Source organism: Agrobacterium vaccinii (assembly GCF_021310995.1).
GTDB classification, from domain to species: Bacteria; Pseudomonadota; Alphaproteobacteria; order Rhizobiales; family Rhizobiaceae; genus Agrobacterium; species Agrobacterium vaccinii.
Genome location: NZ_CP054150.1, coordinates 1425023 through 1440830, shown reverse-complemented (window position 1 = coordinate 1440830; position 15808 = coordinate 1425023). Strand labels below are relative to the sequence as shown.

The following is a 15808-nucleotide window of genomic DNA, read 5'->3' as shown; positions in this document are numbered from 1 at the left end:
ACCACGCTAGATGAGTCCGGGAGCCGTTTCTCGACTCCATATCGGGCAATTACCGAAGCGGAGTTGAACTTGCTTACGTTCGCTTTGGAGGCGAAGGTAAGAGGAAAGTCAGTTCCGAAGCAGGTGGTCATCTTGGAGGATGGCACCCCCCGTAGGTTTGTCGCGCTAAGAAGCACTGACGAGGCGTTTAGCGATCGCCTCCCGAATTCTAGCGGTCGGGCGTTCTGACTTGTACGATTGCGTACAGTCCCTTCCCACTTGCCGATTTCCATATTACCGATTTCAAAAAAAATATGACTGGATGGGTCTGGTATTGCATCGAGCGGCGTGAGCCGAGAGCGGGGTGCTGTGTGATGAAAACATACTATTTTCATTTGATATACGAGGATCACTCCGTACTGGACGATCTCGGATGTTTATTCTCGACGCCTTTCTGTGCGACCAGCGAAGCCACACTGATGGTTGACCGGCTAGCGCTGGAAGCAAAGGTTTTACATAAACCAGAGCCACGCCAAATAGCGGTAATCCAAGAAGGAAGGCCACGGACGTTGGTTGCCCTCAAGTACGCAACGTAAAAAGCGCTTAGCGGCGGTTTAGTCGGGTTTGTTTCGTCAGTTAAGAAATTTTGCGTTTGATGGTGAACCTTTACACACTTTCAGAGTTACGTTGCCGGGGAGTTGGAATGTCGGACGGAGCGCCGCTTGTCTCAACGGAATGATCAGTTTTGGCTTCCGTAGTTCCTGGTGGCATCTGTGCTGCCTTTCCAGGCGGAATGGGGTAGACGAGCATTTGAAAGTAACGACCACTCATATAGATTACGCTGCGATCCTCATGGGGATGCCGCAGCCCTACTTGGTTCTTGATGTTGACTTGGTTATCGTGGGGGCATCAGACGCCTACCTGGCGCTTACACAGCGGACCCGAGACGACATTGTCGGTCGGAACATCCTTGAGGCATTCCCGGAGAATCCTGATGAAGGGGGCACCGTTGAGCAGGGCCCGCTCGAAGTCTCACTCAGACACGTTATTGCCTCCGGTAAGCCGCACGAGATGGCGGTTATCCAATACGACATCCCGCAACCAGGTGGCGGCTTCGTTCAGAAATTCTGGACACCGGTGCATACCCCGGTCATCGGGCAGGACGGGGCGATCCAATATATCATTCAAAACCCCATGGATGTCACCGAGAGCGTCGTCAAACAACGCGAGGCCGATGCGCGGCTTCGCGTAGCTTTACATGCAGCGGACCTGGCATCATGGGAGTATGAGCCTGAGACCGATATCTGGCGGCGGAGCCACTCCGTCGACGTGATGTTTGGTTTTTCTCCCGGCGGCGGCGGGCCAGTTGCCGAGCCGTTTTTCGCAAGAATGCTACCTGAGGACCTTCAGCGCGTGCGGGGCGTTGTATCCAGTGCAATCGACAGCCCCGATCAGACCTTGATGAACTTCGACTACAGGATTGTTCTTCCCGACGGCGACATAAGGTACGTTGCATCACGCGGTGAAGTGCTCAGGACATCGACGGGAAAGGTCAGGATGATCGGCGTCATGATGGACGTGACGGCCGACCGCAGAAGAGAGGAAGATCTATCAAGCGCTCTCAAAGCCCTTGAGCAGTTGCTTTCCGAAGTGAATCACCGTGTGAAGAACAGTCTCCAGCTTGTCGTGAGCACCCTTCGTCTGCAGGCGAGGCGCCTTGAAGACCCCGTTGCGACGGAGGCGTTCGACCAAGCCATCTCTCGGGTGAGGGCGATCATCTCAGTTCATGAACGCCTCTACCGATCCGAAAACTCTCTGAGCGTAGACATGGTCGATCACATCAGCAGGCTTTGCCTGGATATAGCCGCATCACCGAAGGCACGAAAGATCACTGTCGAGGCCGATGCTCTGTCGTTGCCGACAGAGCGGGCTATTCCCCTGTCGGTTATCCTCAACGAGCTACTCAGTTCGCAAATCAGGAGCGCATCGAAGGACGATGGTCCTGTTATCGTATCGCTTCGTGAGGTTTTCGATGGACTGATGGAACTGGAAATCCGCGAGCCGGACGCGAGCCGCGGTCCACAAGTCCTGTCCGACTTGTCGTTCAGGTTGGTCAGGAGCATGGCTACGCAGATCGACGGGGAATTTCATTACCATCCACAGACAGCCGAGCAAAAAGTTGCGGTGACCTTTCCCAAGGAGCGTAACTGATGCCTCTACGTATCATGATAGTCGAAGATGAAATGCTTCTGGCTATGGATCTTGAGGATATGCTCCTCGACGCAGGCTACGACGTCGTCGGTCAAGCATCTTACATGCAGCAGGCCATCGCGCTCGCCGACCAGAAGAGCGGTGAGATCGACGTTGCCATCATGGATGTCAATCTTGCTCGGGGCACGAACGGTGTCGAGACAGCAGCGGCCCTGCGGGAGCGCTGGAATATACCATCGCTGTTCGTCAGCGGAAATCTCGATGAGCGCACACGCGACGCCGCACTTCCTCTCAGGCCACTCGGTTTTGTCGGAAAACCCTACTCCGAAAGAGAGGTGCTCGGTTCACTCGGGCAGCTCGCCATCGGCCCATAAAAACGGCCAGCAATGGACTCCATCGGAAAGGCCTTCAAAGAACTTTTACTATGCAAAAATAGCACGTTGTGCGAAAATATACGCTGAAAAAACGGCACGTGCCGGAAAGGCAGTGGCCTATGGATCAACAGACCAGACCCTCGACGCCCATCGCAGCACTTTCCAAAGCGCTCGCGAAGATCGCGCGCGCCCGGACTACAGAGTCTGCAATCCAAACCCTCCGTGATACCGCGCGGTCGGTTGTTGGGTTCTCAAAACAGATTTCCAACTCTCGCCGTTTCAACCGCTTTTGCGATCTTTGACATTTTCCAGGCAGGTGAAACGCGTTCCACAGTGATCGCCCTGGGGGTGGCAAAGGCGCTCGCATCCCATCGCCAGCCGTCGTCTCAATCGTGAGAAGCTTACCCCGGCACCGAACTGTTCTACCAGTGCCTTTCGCTCCAGTAGGTCCCGGCGACCACACGGTGCGCACACGATCTCGATCACGGGAAGGCGGCAATCCTTCAGCATCGGTCCGCCTTCGTTATCGGGCTTTGGTTGTCTTCTTCGCATCCCGTTTCCCTGTGCCCTGCGTCACCCGGTCTAGCGGACCGGCATCACATCGATGTCCGCGCTGAGGTAGCAAAAATATTTACGCCAGAAGGCCTGCGCCGGAATCTCCGCTACCATCATGATTCAACTCTATGAATCTTCGGCTTTGCTAATCCTAGGAGTAGATTCCTGATTTTCAGGTGTCTTGACGCCGCTGACGATAGGGAACAGAAGAAGAACAATCAAGTTCTGGCGACATGAAGTCGTCTCTGTTTTCACCGCGATTTCGGAAGGATTCGTGATCGATGTCGGCTGTCCGCGATCAAGTGCTTGCTGATCTGCGCGAACGCATCTCGTCCATTCAGGGGGAGGGCGCGAAGAAGAAAGGCTGTCTCCCTTTTGGCGTCGAGGAGATTGATGCGATCTTGCCCGGTGGCGGCCTGGCACATGGCGCACTCCATGAATTCGCGGGTGGCGGCTCTGGAACCGTCGATGGTGCAGCGGCCGCTCTCTTTGCCGCCGGGATCGCTGCACGCACGAAGGGGCCAATCGTCTGGTGTCTGACGCGGCCCGATCTGTTCTTCCCAGCTCTTGCTCAGGCGGGGCTGCATCCGCGTCGGGTCATCTTCGTAGAAAGCGACAAGGAAGAGGATGTCGCTGCCAACATGGAAGAGGCGCTTTCCTACGGCGGCTGTGGCGCGGTCGTCGGCGAGATGGTGCGGTTGCCAATGGTCGTGAGCCGTCGGCTCCAACTCGTCGCGGAGCGAACGGGGACAATTGCCTTGGCAGTGCGCCGCTGGCGGAGGCAGACCGAGGCCAACGACTTCGGGCAGCCAACGGCGAGCACGACACGGTGGCGGGTGAGTGTGGTGCCGTCTGAAGAGCTTCCGGTACCGGGAGTAGGACGACCACGATGGTTTCTTGAGTTGATGAGATCGCGTGCGGGTGAGTGCAAAGAGTTCTGCGTAGGAGCATGTGATGGCAAGGGTCGTATCCATATTTCTACCGAGTTTGCCGACGGACAGGATCAGACGAGACGATCCCACCATACCGGCTGACCAGCCGATCGCTGTGATTGCGCATAGCGGATCCAAGAGGTGGGTGTCGTCTGCCGACGTTGCGGCGCAGAAGATCGGTGTTCGCGTCGGGATGCCTGCCGCTAAGGCGCAGGCCATATTCCGCGGGCTGATGCTGATAGATGCAGATCCCGCCGCCGATGCCGCCGCCCTGGATCGGATCGCGCTGTGGGCTCTTGGTCACTATTCCCCGATCGTCGCCGTTGACGGCATCGATGGCCTCGTCCTCGACACCGAGGGTGCCGATCATCTGCAGGGCGGAGAAGCCAAAATGATCAGCGGCATCGTGAATACATTTCATTCGAGGAAACTGTCTGCGAAGGTGGCCATCGCGGATACGTGGGGAGCAGCGCACGCATGCGTCCGTGCAATCAACCGGGATACCGTCAACGTTCCCCGCGGCGAGATCGTGCGAGCGGTTGAGAAGCTGCCGATCTCATTGCTTCGGCTCCCGGAGAAGGTTGTCCACGATCTGGGTGTCCTTGGCTTTCATTCCATCGGCGAGCTGTCGAATACGCCGAGAGCACCGCTGGCCCTCCGCTTCGGACCTGAAGTCGGTCGTCGCCTCGACCAGATGTTTGGTCGTGCGGGAGAACCTATCGATCCGATCCGCACTGCCGATCTCGTTGAGGTCTCCAGATCGTTTCAGGAACCGATAGGCGCGGCCGACACCATCAACAAATATGTCGGTCGACTCGTCGTCCAGCTCGTCGCCGAACTCGAAAAACGCGGCCTCGGCGCGCGCCGGACGGATCTCATCGTGCATCGCGTCGACAACACCCTCCAGGCGATCCGTGCAGGGACGGCGAAGCCAGCACGGGATGTTGCGTGGCTCACAAAACTGTTCGGGGATCGCACAGAGCAGATCGATCCCGGTTTCGGCATCGAGAAACTCGTCCTCGTTGCCGTGTCGGCGGAACCGCTGCAGGAAGAGCAAAAGGCCTCGTCTCTCGTCGAGGAAGAGATAACCGACCTCACACCATTGATCGACATCTTCAGCAATCGTGGCGGTCAGCGCGTTTATCGGGTGGCACCTGTGGCCTCGGATGTTCCCGAGCGGAGCGTGCAGCAGATCTCCGCGGTCGCCGAAGACGTTGCCGAGAGCTGGGTGGGGCACTGGCGCAGACCGACCAGATTGTTCGCACGACCAGAACAGATTCAGGCGATCGCACTCATGCCAGACTATCCACCCGCCAGCATAACTTGGCGCGGAAAACGCCACCGCGTGAAGCGAGCCGACGGACCCGAGCGCATCTTCGGAGAATGGTGGAAGCGCCCGACGGAGCTGGAAGCGGTTAGGGATTACTTCGTCATCGAAAACGACGACGGCGAGCGGTTCTGGATCTTCCGCTCTGGGGACGGGATCGATCCGGAAACGGGTTCGCACCGATGGTTCATGCACGGGATCTTTGCCTGATGAAATATGCTGAACTCCAGGTCACGACACATTTCTCCTTCCTGCGAGGCGCATCGTCCGCGCAGGAGCTGTTCGCGACGGCGAAAGAACTCGGCATCGACGCCATCGGTGTGGTGGACCGCAACAGCCTGGCGGGGATCGTACGCGCGTTGGAAGCTTCCCGCGAAACCGGGATTCGTCTGGTCGTAGGCTGTCGGCTCGATCTGCAGGACGGCATGTCTGTGCTCGTCTACCCGACGGACAAGGCAGCGTACTCCCGGCTCACCCGACTGATTACCGTCGGCAAGGGCCGGGGCGGCAAGAACAACTGCATCCTTCATATTGATGATCTCGCCCTCTATGCCGACGGCCTGATCGGCATTCTCGTGCCTGATCTCGCAGACGATGTCTGTGCTGTGCAGCTCCGCAAGATGACGGAGATATTCGGCAGGCGCGCCTATCTTTCGCTCAGCCTCAGACGGCGACCCAACGACCAGATGCGGCTGCATGAGCTTTCGAACCTCGCGGCGAAGTTCAAGGTGAAGACTGTCGTCACAAACGATGCTCTCTTCCATGAGCCGTCCAGAAGACAGCTTCAGGACATCGTTACCTGCATTCGCACGAATACGACCATCGACGACGTGGGCTTCGACAGGGAACGGCATGCCGACCGCTATCTCAAGCCCCCGGAAGAGTTGGAGCGCTTGTTCCCACGATACACGCAGGCTCTCGAACGCACGATGGAGATCGTCGAGCAATGCAGGTTCTCGCTCGAGGAGCTGACCTACGAGTATCCCGAGGAAGCGCTGATCGACGGCTTGGATGCGCAGCAGTCGCTGGAGCAATGCGTCCGTGAGTGTATTCCTGACCGATACCCGGAGGGTCTGCCGCAAAGCGTGCTGCGGACGGTCAAGCACGAACTCGATCTCATCAAGGAGATGGAATACGCGCCGTACTTCCTGACTGTCTACAGCATCGTCCGTTTCGCGCGGGGGCAGGGCATACTTTGCCAGGGCCGGGGATCGGCGGCCAACAGCGCTATCTGCTACATTCTCGGTATCACATCGATCGATCCCGAGACCAACGATTTGCTGTTCGAGCGGTTCGTCAGCAAGGAACGCAACGAGCCGCCGGACATTGATGTCGACTTCGAACACCAGCGTCGCGAAGAGGTCATCCAGTGGATCTACAAGACATACGGCCGTGATCGGGCCGCGCTCGTCTGCACCGTAACGCGCTACCGGGCCAAGGGCGCAATCAAGGATGTCGGCAAGGCGATGGGGCTTCCGGAGGACGTGACCAAGGCGCTGTCGTCCGGTCTGTGGTCGTGGTCGGAAGAGGTGACCGAGCGCAACGTTCGCGAGCTGAACCTCAACCCCGACGACTATCGTCTCGTGATGACGTTGCGGCTGGCGCGGGAGCTGATGGGGGCACCGAGACATCTGGGCCAGCATGTCGGCGGATTCGTCCTGACGCGTTCACGCTTGGACGATCTTGTCCCGATAGAACCCGCCGCCATGGAAGATCCTCAGGTGATCGAATGGGACAAGGACGATGTCGAAGCATTGAAGATGATGAAGGTCGACGTGCTGGCGCTCGGCATGCTCACCTGTATGCAGAAAGCCTTCGACCTGATCCGGGAGCACAAGCACGAGGATCTCGATCTCGCCAAGATACGGCAGGAAGACGGGCCGACATATGCGATGATCCGGAAGGCGGACACCCTCGGCACGTTTCAGGTAGAGAGCCGGGCGCAGATGGCCATGCTTCCTCGGCTGAAGCCCAGGACATTTTATGATTTGGTGGTCCAAGTAGCGATCGTCCGACCGGGGCCGATACAGGGCGATATGGTGCATCCATACCTCCGTCGCCGCGAAGGCAAGGAACCCGTCGAATATCCCACACCCGAGCTGGAGGCAGTGCTTGGCAAGACGCTGGGCGTGCCGCTGTTTCAGGAATCTGCCATGCGGGTGGCCATGGTCTGCGCCGGGTTCACGGGCGGGGAGGCGGACCAGCTTCGCAAGTCGATGGCGACTTTCAAATTCACTGGCGGCGTGAGTCGGTTCAAGGACAAGCTCGTCTCCGGAATGGTGAAGAACGGGTACACGCCGGAATTTGCCGAGAAGACCTTTTCGCAGCTCGAAGGCTTCGGCAGCTACGGCTTCCCGGAAAGCCATGCTGCATCGTTCGCGCTCATCGCTTATGCGAGCTGTTTCATCAAATGCCACTACCCGGATGCCTTCGCCGCGGCGCTCATGAACTCGCTTCCGATGGGCTTTTACGCGCCCGCCCAAATCATCGGCGACGCGCAGAAGCACGGTGTCGAAGTCCGGCCGATCTCCGTTCAACATTCACGCTGGGACTGCACGCTTGAGGAGATCCCCGGCACAGACCGCCATGCCGTTCGGCTTGGCATGCGCCAGGTCACCGGACTGGCCGTTCGAGATGCCGCGAGGATTGTCGCCGCCCGGATCGAGCGTCCATTCGAAAGCGTCGATGACGTGTGGCGACGCTCGGAAGTGCCATCAGAGGCGCTGGTTCAACTTGCCGAAGCCGATGCCTTCCGACCAGCATTCGATATCGAGCGTCGGGATGCGCTCTGGGCGATCAAGGCGTTGCGCGACGAGCCGCTTCCACTGTTCGTGGCGGCCGCCGAGCGGGAAATGAAGACTGTCGCGGAGCAGCAGGAGCCGGAAGTCGAACTCAGGCAAATGACGGAAGGACACAACGTGGTCGAGGACTATCAACACGTTGGCCTGACGCTTCGAGCGCACCCGTTGTCATTCCTGCGCCGGGATCTGGCCGCACGCCGCATCGTCACCTGCGCCGATGCGATGAATGCCCGCGACAAGAGCTGGCTCTGCGTTGCCGGGCTTGTGCTCGTCCGGCAGAAACCCGGCTCGGCGAAGGGTGTCATGTTCATAACCGTGGAAGACGAGACGGGCATCGCTAATATCGTCGTCTGGCCGTCGCTATTCGAAAAGCGCCGCCGCATCGTGCTCGGAGCATCCATGATGGCGATACAGGGCAAGATCCAGAGGGAGGGGGATGTCGTTCATCTGATCGCCCGGCAGCTTGATGATTTGTCTGGAGATCTTTCGTCTCTGTCGAACCGCAACGCGGAGTTCCGGAACCCGAGTGGAAGGGGCGATGAGTTCGCGCACGGATCGCATGGAGGCGGGGATGCGAGGGATCGTCCAAAGCCGAACAAGGTTCGTGACATCTTCATCCCGGATTTGCATATCGATAGTCTCAAGGTGAAGAGCCGGAATTTCCAGTAGTCTAAAAGGCCAGTAATCCGCGACGGAATAGGTGCAACGTGTGGCGAATGAACTTCTGCGTCTATCACCATGTCGACCCTGATCTGCAAAATGGGACTGCCAATGCCCGGCAAGGGCCGACTACTACATTGGCAGCTTTGCGCCATAAGCGGTCATACCACTCTCAGCGTGAAGGCCAACGCCAGCCCCCCGATGCTACATGCCCATTACGGTGCGGGCGTCATATAGCGAATCGACCTGATGGTGAGCGCTTAAATCCTTGCTCATAACGAGATCAGGGATTTGGATGACTTTGCCGATGCCTGCCGCCAGCGCAGCCCGCACGCCGAGATCGCTGTCATCCAATGCGATACATTGAGATGGCTCCAAGCTGAGGGTCTTCGCCGCAGCAACATAAACGTCTGGAGCGGGTTTTCCACGCGCAACCTTGTCAACACCCACGACCGCGTCGATCCGCTTCAGAAGGCCCGCGTGCTCAAGCTTCCATTCCGCCCGCGCGGTTACGCTATTCGTGGCGATGGCCCGAGGCAATTGGTGCTGGTCAAGCGCGTCTAGGAAGTCATGAACGCCTGGACGCAAAGGGATGCCGTCCCGCATTCTGTCATCCATGGCTCCGTTCCAAACACGGTCGAGTTCTGCTCCGTCGATGCTCGCGCCAAGTTCGAGATTGATCAGCCTTGCGCTCTCAGTACGGTCAATTCCAACGAGAGTCCGAAAGAAGGCGGGAGCGAGGTCATAACCGAGGTCCCTCAAGACTGCTGGTCCGACTTCGAACTGGAGTCTTTCCGTGTCAAGAAGGAGCCCATCAAGATCGAGGACAACGCCGGAGAAATGCAAAGCCATCGTTATTCCTTACCATTTACAAGCCCCCATCTACCTGACAGGACCGTGACAGTCCACTCTGATGACCAGTTTGGGCCAAATGACGCAATGGCGCTGATGCGCCAATAGCTGACATTGCGGCGGCTACAAAATTCCATATCCTGCGGTGACTTGAAAATCGGGACAACAAGTCTTGCGGGATTAGGATTTCTGCGAACGCGTCGCCATCCACTCGGCCATCATAGCGCTGCTATCTGCGGCAAATCGATCGTCAAGCACTTTGGATTGCAGGATACGATCTGCACGGAAATGACGATAATCCCCCCGAAGCTCGCACCATGCGGCAATCAACGTAACATCGACATAATAGACCGTGGCGACAGGCCAGATTGTGCGTTGTGATCGGCGCTGTTGGTCGTCGATGTAGCTGATGCTGATCTTGCGGCATGTGCGGATTGCATTGCGCACGTCGAGCAGCTCGATCCCCTCCGGTCGGACTGCATCCCCTTCCGAAACATAGAACCGGGGAGACGCCAGGTAGGAGCGCAGTTCCTTGGGAACGGTATGCTGTAGCTTATTCAGGACGCTCTCGGCCGCTTCCTGCAGTTTCGGATCACGAATCCGTTGCACGAGATTGGCACCGACAGTGATTGCCTCGATTTCTTCCATTGTGAACATCAGAGGCGGTAAATCAAATCCTTTGCGCAAGAAATAACCGAGACCAGGCTCACCCTCGATCGGAATCCGACGTGCCTGCAAGGTCGCGATGTCGCGATAGATGGTCCGAGGAGTCACTTCGAGTTTTTGCGCGAGCGCAGCGGCTGTAGTGGGTTGTGTCGTTCCGCGCAGCGCCTGAATAATATCGAAAAGACGATCTGCACGGCGCATGAGAAGCCTTTCAAACACTACTGACAAAACGGTGTCAGTAGTATGAGATTACAAGGTTCCGAATGCAAGGGGGCGACAATGCAAGACGATCACAACAAATGGCTTGGCACGCTGCTGATTGTAGGCTCTGCAATCGCCTACAGCCTGTCCGGATACTTCACCCAGCTCATCAGGCTCGATGTGTGGACGGTTCTGTTCTGGCGAGGAATTTTTGGCGGGCTGTTCATCGGCGCTTATGTGGTCTGGCGGTATCGGCAAGACTTACGGCGAACAGTCCTTGCCATTGGAATGCCCGGCTTCTGGGTCATGGTGCTGTCTACGGTTGCCACGGTTTGCTTCATCAATGCCTTGCGCCTGGCCCCGGTGGCAGACGTGATGACAATCCATGCCGCAATTCCTTTCATGACCGCCGTAATTGCCCTTGTGTTCTTGGGCGAGCGGGAAGACTGGACGACATGGTCGGCAAGTTTCATGGCGCTGGTCGGCGTTATGATCATCGTTAACCCGCAAGCGTCAGGCAGCCATTTAACAGGTTACGCCTTCGCGACGACGATGGCGCTATCTTATGCCGTAATGATGGTCATCATCCGCAAGAGCCGGCATGTTTCCATGCTCCCGGCAGCCTCCCTGTCCGCCTTTCTCTGCGCACTCGTAGTGCTGCCATTCGCTCAGCCCATGCAGGTAACGGCCCCTGTCATGTTAGACCTCGTGCTGTTTGGAACCGTTCAGTTCGGCCTCGGTCTGCTGTTGATGACGGTCGGAACCCGGTTGATCTCAGCCACTCGCTCTGCCTTGATAGGCAGCTTGGAAAACCCGCTTGCGCCGCTTTGGGTCTGGATAGCCTTCGGGGAAATTCCCGCATGGGCTACATGGGTCGGCGGCAGCCTGGTCATGGGATCAGTGATCTTCGAAGTTCTGACGAAATCAAGGCGGGGGCAAAAGAGTTGCGATGCGGTGGCTCAAAGCTAGGCTATTGTCGCAGATTTCCGACATTTGCAGCGCCGCGAAGTCAGGATAATCAAGACCATTTCTCCGACGGTGGATGTCTGCTTGGGGCCAACAGCCGCCATACTCCAATTTCCTAATCAGTCTGCCAGCTTGAAAAGCAACGTTGTTATCAGCTTGCTTGGATCAGGTTCAACTGAAGGATTGTTATCGTGTACCTCGAGCCGGCACGCGAACAGCTCTCCAGCCTCTGTGCTCGATGAGTCCCATACCAAGCCCTTCTCCTTTGCCCATCCGACGAGCATGGCGGTAGCATCATAAAGTCCTTCATAGGGGCCATTGTAGGTCATTCGGACATATCGTCCTCCAGGCAGGACGCCTTCGACCAGACGGCCCGAAAGTGGAATTGACCCATCTGTGGTCATACCTGTTTCAATCTCGAGGCGCGGCATATCAATTAGGTTGAACTTGATGAACTCGACACCGTCTGGTGCAACTCCCGCTCGCGCGAAAGCATCGAACAGTTCATCGAAAGCTGGATCGACGTCCTCGTCGAACGGGATTACAACTGGCAAACGAACAGCGACATAACGCTGTGGTTCGCGTTCGACCATTTCCGGCATCGTTAGCATCGGCCTCTCCTGTTGTTCTTTTCCAAGATGTACAGAATATAACGACTCCGATAGGCTGGCTCCTGAGTTTTTGTTAGGCCAACACTTACAGCGTCTTCGAGGTCTGTTTCGGGCCAGCACGCGTCGATTGTTTCCGCTCTAGTCTCCGAGCTTGCATCGAAACTCCTGCGCGTTGCGGCATAACTGTTGGAAACCTGACGGGTCCGACAGGCGTTATGATCGTCATGAGTAACAAAGCCACACCAGACGATGTCGAAGGTAAGGTTGAAGCCGATGCCACCCCCGGTGCCGACGTTAGCTTTCCGTATGACAGGGTAACTGTGGAACAGTTCCGGGAACACTTTCCCCGCGCCCGGTGGAGCGACGCTCGTCAAGCGTGGTTCGTCCCTGGCCGCACGGCTTCGCGTCGGTTCACTCGGTGGCTGGCGGAACTTGAGGCTGAAGCCGATGCCTTCGCCGACGCGAAGGGCAGGGATGCCTTCGACTTCGATCCGATCCAGAGTGCTTACCTGGAGCCTGGAAGAGCGGGTTTTCGCATCAAGACTCCCTATTCGACAACCGTCGTCGACAGGCTTCATGAGGTTCCCTATTCGCGATGGGATGGCGACCTCAAGGTGTGGCACGTTCCGTTTCGTTCATTTCAAGAGCTCAAGGATCGATGGCCTAAGATCGAGGAAGCAGCACGCCGGAACGAACCTGAGGAACGGCGACGCCGTGCGGCCGAGCGAAAGGGAACAGAAGAGGAAGCGAAGTCGAAAGCACGGTCGGCAGAAAGAAAGAGACGGCGCTATCCATTGAACAGCGACGACCTTCCGCCCGCTGGACGCGTCGTCGCAATCCGGTACGGTCTGGTTGTCTTTGAAGAGGTGACCGGGGAGATCGTTGACCCGGAGGTCGTCGGCGAATTCTACCCTGGTGTCACCGACGATCACGTTTGGGGAATTTGGCGGAAACCTACTTTCGAAGAACTCGTTCAGGCATGGCCGTCGAAAACTTCTGCACCCGATGGAGCAGAATGGTGGCAACCGACGATCGAAGAACTCAGACCGGCTCGGCGGGCGGCGAGCCGGAAGAGGACGCAACAGCAGCCGCAGGCAACGTAAACGTAATGTTGGCTGAGAATTGCGGAACATCGGCATATCCGCTGCGTTTCCGGGTCGAAACTCCCGGACCAAGGCTGAAGGCAGAGCAAGGGATGAGACATAAGGAAAAGCCACTTTCCAATCATGAAGATGGCAAAGATGCGAGGCCAGCGTTTATCAGTGATCGCCAGCGGGCGGAAGTATCGCTGAAGCTACCCAAGGATTCAGGCCTCTCTGCAAAGGCTGAGATATCAAACGGTGGATTGCTGTCTATTGCCGTGTTGGTGTCCAGCATCCTCCTATCAACCGCAGTACTCGTTCATGTCGCCACGCGCGATGCGGCGCGCCGCAGGCTTTGGTGATTTGGGAATTCGTTGCGATGCGGGCGTGTTCGCTCCGACGCGGTCGCCTCACGAGCAGCTTCAGTTCACCGGGCGGCCCCGGAAGGGAACCATCGCAAAAGCGGTTGGTTATTGGACCTCAACATCAACGAGGAGAAGAATTTATGGTCACCATGGTTGGAAACGAAGGAAGCATCGAAAAGCTGGTCAAGGATCTGCTTTATCTCGAACATGACGCTATCGCAGCATATGACTCATGCATCGAACGCCTTGACGACAAGGCGCTGGCTGCGAAAATTGAAGAATTCAAGCAAGACCATCTCCAGCACGTGGCTGTTCTCAACGAAATCGCACTGGAGATCGGTATCGAACCTCCTGCGGAAGGCGACATGAAACAGATGTTGACGACGGGCAAGATCGCGCTTGCCGATCTATTCGGCGATTCCGCTATTCTCAAAGCCATGAAGACGAACGAGGATGACACGGTAACCGCTTACGAGCGCGCGGCAAAACACGAGGATGCCATTCCGAGCACGAAGGCATTCTTCCTCACCGCTCATCAGGATGAGCTGAAACATCGCTCGTGGATGGAAACAACCGCAGAGTCGATGTGACCTTGAAAAACGCGTGGGCGGTGCTCATCTAAGGATCACCACCCACATATCGGCGGCCTGCAGCAACCATGACGGTTGCGCGTTTGCTGTCTAGGGTGACGAGGGCGCTCCCCATGATGGGTTGAGCGCCCTCCGTTTGTTTCCCAACACCGAGATCACATGTCAGCGTCGCACCTCATCATCTTCCTCCACGGCATCGGCGCGTCCGGCCAGCAGCTCAAACCTCTGGCATCGTCGTGGAACGCTCGGCTGCCCACAGCGGTATTCGCGAGTCCGGATGCGCCATATCGTAACGGGTACGGTGGCCATCAGTGGTTCAAAGTTGATGGCATGCAGCTAGATCCTGATCGAATACGCGAGGCGCGAGAGGGTTTCGACCGTAAGATCCGCGACGTGATCACACAGAACGGTTTCGAAGACCGAATTCATGACGTTGCATTCGTAGGCGTGTCACAAGGCGCAATCATGGCTCTGGATGGCGTCGCGTCTGGCCGTTGGAGCGTAGGCGCTGTGGTCGCGTTCTCGGGCCTTTTGCCTCCCATATCCATCTTGCCAGAAAGCAACCGGACCCCTGTGCTTCTTGTACATGGTGCCGATGACCGCATTATACCATCTGTTGCTTCCACCATGGCGGCCGGACAGTTGCGAGCCGCTGGGTTCTCGGTCGAGGTGGAAATCGAGCCTGGAGTGGGTCACACGATCTCAAGGAGCGGTGCGGACACTGCGGCGCGGTTTCTTCAGAATGCCTTGTCTTGATAACGGCAGCCGCTGGCACCTCTAGTGTCGGATGAACGCGAACACGACGTCGCGTCAGCCTGATTTCCTGCTCTTGAGCTCGTCTGCAACCGATTTGCGAAGCGCGTCCATGATGTTGATCACGTTGGATTTTGGCTCGGCGGCTTCCGATTTCTTGCCCTTCGCCGCTTTCTTGGGCTTGAGTGCCTTCTTCTTTTCGGCAATTAACTTGAGCAAGCTTTCCTGGATAGGGTCGCTTACCATGTCCGGCGACCACCTTGCTGTCTTCTGCTTAATCAGCTTTTGGACAAGTGGGATCAGATCAGGGTCTGCGGCGTCGTCGATGTCTTCAAAATATGCCTCTTCTGGCCGAACCTCGTCGCCGAAGCGGAGCGACCACAGGACGATGCCATCGTCGCGCGGCTCCAGCACGACCGCCTTTTCGCGACGCCCGATGACGAGCTTCGAGATGCCTACGACCTTGTCGGCCTTCATCGCGTCGCGGATGACGGCGAAGGCCTCGTGACCAACGGCGTCGTCCGGCATAAGATAATGGGGCTTCTCCAGGTAGACCCATTCTATGGATTCAGCGGGAGCAAATTTCTGGATGTCGATCGTTTTGACCGTGTCGAGCGCAACGTTGTCGAGGTCATCGTCCGTGAGTATGACGTAGTCGTTCTCACCACGCGCATATCCCTTCGCCTCGTTCTCGTCCTTGACAGGCTTGCCTGTTATAGAGTCGATGTACTGCGACACGACGCGATTGCCCGTCTCCTTGTTGAGCGTGTGGAAACGGACCTTTTCCGATTCTGACGTTGCGGGCATCATGTGCACCGGACAGGTGACCAGCGACAGTTTCAGATAACCTTTCCAGTATGGTCGAAGTGCCATGATCGATTTC

Annotated in this window: 14 protein-coding genes; 10 read left to right on the top strand and 4 right to left on the bottom strand. The window is 57.3% G+C overall.

Going from position 1 to position 15808, the window contains the following annotated elements; translation table 11 throughout:
• Nucleotides 1–789 precede the first annotated feature (789 nt).
• The 5 genes from HRR99_RS07255 (at nucleotide 790) to HRR99_RS07230 (ending at nucleotide 8848) form a co-directional block, all read left to right on the top strand.
• Nucleotides 790–2190 (top strand): sensor histidine kinase, encoded by a 1401-nt coding sequence (locus tag HRR99_RS07255; RefSeq protein ID WP_233123294.1) that lies wholly within the window; start codon nucleotides 790–792, stop codon nucleotides 2188–2190.
• A complete protein-coding gene (locus HRR99_RS07250) occupies nucleotides 2190–2564 on the top strand; it encodes a response regulator (RefSeq protein ID WP_233123293.1) in 375 nt (124 codons plus the stop codon). Before HRR99_RS07255 ends, HRR99_RS07250 begins: the two co-directional genes overlap by 1 nt.
• Nucleotides 2565–3400: 836 nt before the next feature.
• Entirely contained in the window at nucleotides 3401–4153 is a 753-nt protein-coding gene (locus HRR99_RS07240; protein ID WP_233123291.1) for an ImuA family protein, read from the top strand.
• Entirely contained in the window at nucleotides 4074–5588 is a 1515-nt protein-coding gene (locus HRR99_RS07235; RefSeq protein WP_233123290.1) for a Y-family DNA polymerase, read from the top strand. Before HRR99_RS07240 ends, HRR99_RS07235 begins: the two co-directional genes overlap by 80 nt.
• Nucleotides 5588–8848, top strand: coding sequence for an error-prone DNA polymerase (locus HRR99_RS07230; protein WP_233123289.1), 3261 nt, complete (start codon nucleotides 5588–5590; stop codon nucleotides 8846–8848). The genes HRR99_RS07235 and HRR99_RS07230 overlap by 1 nt, the downstream gene beginning before the upstream one ends.
• 195 nt (nucleotides 8849–9043) lie before the next feature.
• On the opposite strand, the gene HRR99_RS07225 is transcribed toward HRR99_RS07230, so the two are convergent.
• Entirely contained in the window at nucleotides 9044–9691 is a 648-nt protein-coding gene (locus tag HRR99_RS07225; protein ID WP_233123288.1) for an HAD family hydrolase, read from the bottom strand.
• A 180-nt stretch (nucleotides 9692–9871) separates the two neighbouring features.
• Nucleotides 9872–10558, bottom strand: coding sequence for a helix-turn-helix transcriptional regulator (locus HRR99_RS07220; protein WP_077122372.1), 687 nt, complete (start codon nucleotides 10556–10558; stop codon nucleotides 9872–9874).
• 78 nt (nucleotides 10559–10636) lie between these two features.
• On the opposite strand from HRR99_RS07220, the gene HRR99_RS07215 reads away from it, so the two are divergent.
• Entirely contained in the window at nucleotides 10637–11527 is an 891-nt protein-coding gene (locus HRR99_RS07215; protein ID WP_233123287.1) for a DMT family transporter, read from the top strand.
• A gap of 116 nt (nucleotides 11528–11643) precedes the next feature.
• Here HRR99_RS07215 and HRR99_RS07210 read toward each other — a convergent pair whose 3' ends face one another.
• Nucleotides 11644–12135 (bottom strand): GyrI-like domain-containing protein, encoded by a 492-nt coding sequence (locus HRR99_RS07210; RefSeq protein ID WP_103587816.1) that lies wholly within the window; start codon nucleotides 12133–12135, stop codon nucleotides 11644–11646.
• Nucleotides 12136–12359: 224 nt separating this feature from the next.
• On the opposite strand from HRR99_RS07210, the gene HRR99_RS07205 reads away from it, so the two are divergent.
• From HRR99_RS07205 to HRR99_RS07190, 4 genes are all read left to right on the top strand, one after another.
• Nucleotides 12360–13238, top strand: coding sequence for a hypothetical protein (locus HRR99_RS07205; RefSeq protein ID WP_233123286.1), 879 nt, complete (start codon nucleotides 12360–12362; stop codon nucleotides 13236–13238).
• Between the two features lie 5 nt (nucleotides 13239–13243).
• Nucleotides 13244–13579, top strand: a complete 336-nt coding sequence (locus tag HRR99_RS07200) for a hypothetical protein (protein ID WP_233123285.1) — start codon at nucleotides 13244–13246, stop codon at nucleotides 13577–13579.
• Between the two features lie 143 nt (nucleotides 13580–13722).
• A complete protein-coding gene (locus tag HRR99_RS07195; protein ID WP_233123284.1) occupies nucleotides 13723–14172 on the top strand; it encodes a DUF892 family protein in 450 nt (149 codons plus the stop codon).
• Between the two features lie 159 nt (nucleotides 14173–14331).
• On the top strand, nucleotides 14332–14928 hold the full coding sequence (locus tag HRR99_RS07190) for an alpha/beta hydrolase (RefSeq protein ID WP_233123283.1): 597 nt from the start codon (nucleotides 14332–14334) through the stop codon (nucleotides 14926–14928).
• Between the two features lie 54 nt (nucleotides 14929–14982).
• On the opposite strand, the gene ku is transcribed toward HRR99_RS07190, so the two are convergent.
• Entirely contained in the window at nucleotides 14983–15798 is an 816-nt protein-coding gene (gene ku / locus HRR99_RS07185; protein ID WP_233123282.1) for a non-homologous end joining protein Ku, read from the bottom strand.
• Nucleotides 15799–15808: the final 10 nt, after the last annotated feature.

Bases quoted from the DNA above. Each gene is read 5' to 3' on its own strand.
- HRR99_RS07250 (WP_233123293.1), top strand. From the start codon at position 2,190: ATGCCTCTACGTATCATGATAGTCGAAGATGAAATGCTTCTGGCTATG.
- HRR99_RS07240 (WP_233123291.1), top strand. From the start codon at position 3,401: ATGTCGGCTGTCCGCGATCAAGTGCTTGCTGATCTGCGCGAACGCATC.
- HRR99_RS07235 (WP_233123290.1), top strand. From the start codon at position 4,074: ATGGCAAGGGTCGTATCCATATTTCTACCGAGTTTGCCGACGGACAGG.
- HRR99_RS07230 (WP_233123289.1), top strand. From the start codon at position 5,588: ATGAAATATGCTGAACTCCAGGTCACGACACATTTCTCCTTCCTGCGA.
- HRR99_RS07225 (WP_233123288.1), bottom strand. From the start codon at position 9,691: ATGGCTTTGCATTTCTCCGGCGTTGTCCTCGATCTTGATGGGCTCCTT.
- HRR99_RS07220 (WP_077122372.1), bottom strand. From the start codon at position 10,558: ATGCGCCGTGCAGATCGTCTTTTCGATATTATTCAGGCGCTGCGCGGA.
- HRR99_RS07215 (WP_233123287.1), top strand. From the start codon at position 10,637: ATGCAAGACGATCACAACAAATGGCTTGGCACGCTGCTGATTGTAGGC.
- HRR99_RS07210 (WP_103587816.1), bottom strand. From the start codon at position 12,135: ATGCTAACGATGCCGGAAATGGTCGAACGCGAACCACAGCGTTATGTC.
- HRR99_RS07205 (WP_233123286.1), top strand. From the start codon at position 12,360: ATGAGTAACAAAGCCACACCAGACGATGTCGAAGGTAAGGTTGAAGCC.
- HRR99_RS07200 (WP_233123285.1), top strand. From the start codon at position 13,244: ATGTTGGCTGAGAATTGCGGAACATCGGCATATCCGCTGCGTTTCCGG.
- HRR99_RS07195 (WP_233123284.1), top strand. From the start codon at position 13,723: ATGGTCACCATGGTTGGAAACGAAGGAAGCATCGAAAAGCTGGTCAAG.
- HRR99_RS07190 (WP_233123283.1), top strand. From the start codon at position 14,332: ATGTCAGCGTCGCACCTCATCATCTTCCTCCACGGCATCGGCGCGTCC.
- ku (WP_233123282.1), bottom strand. From the start codon at position 15,798: ATGGCACTTCGACCATACTGGAAAGGTTATCTGAAACTGTCGCTGGTC.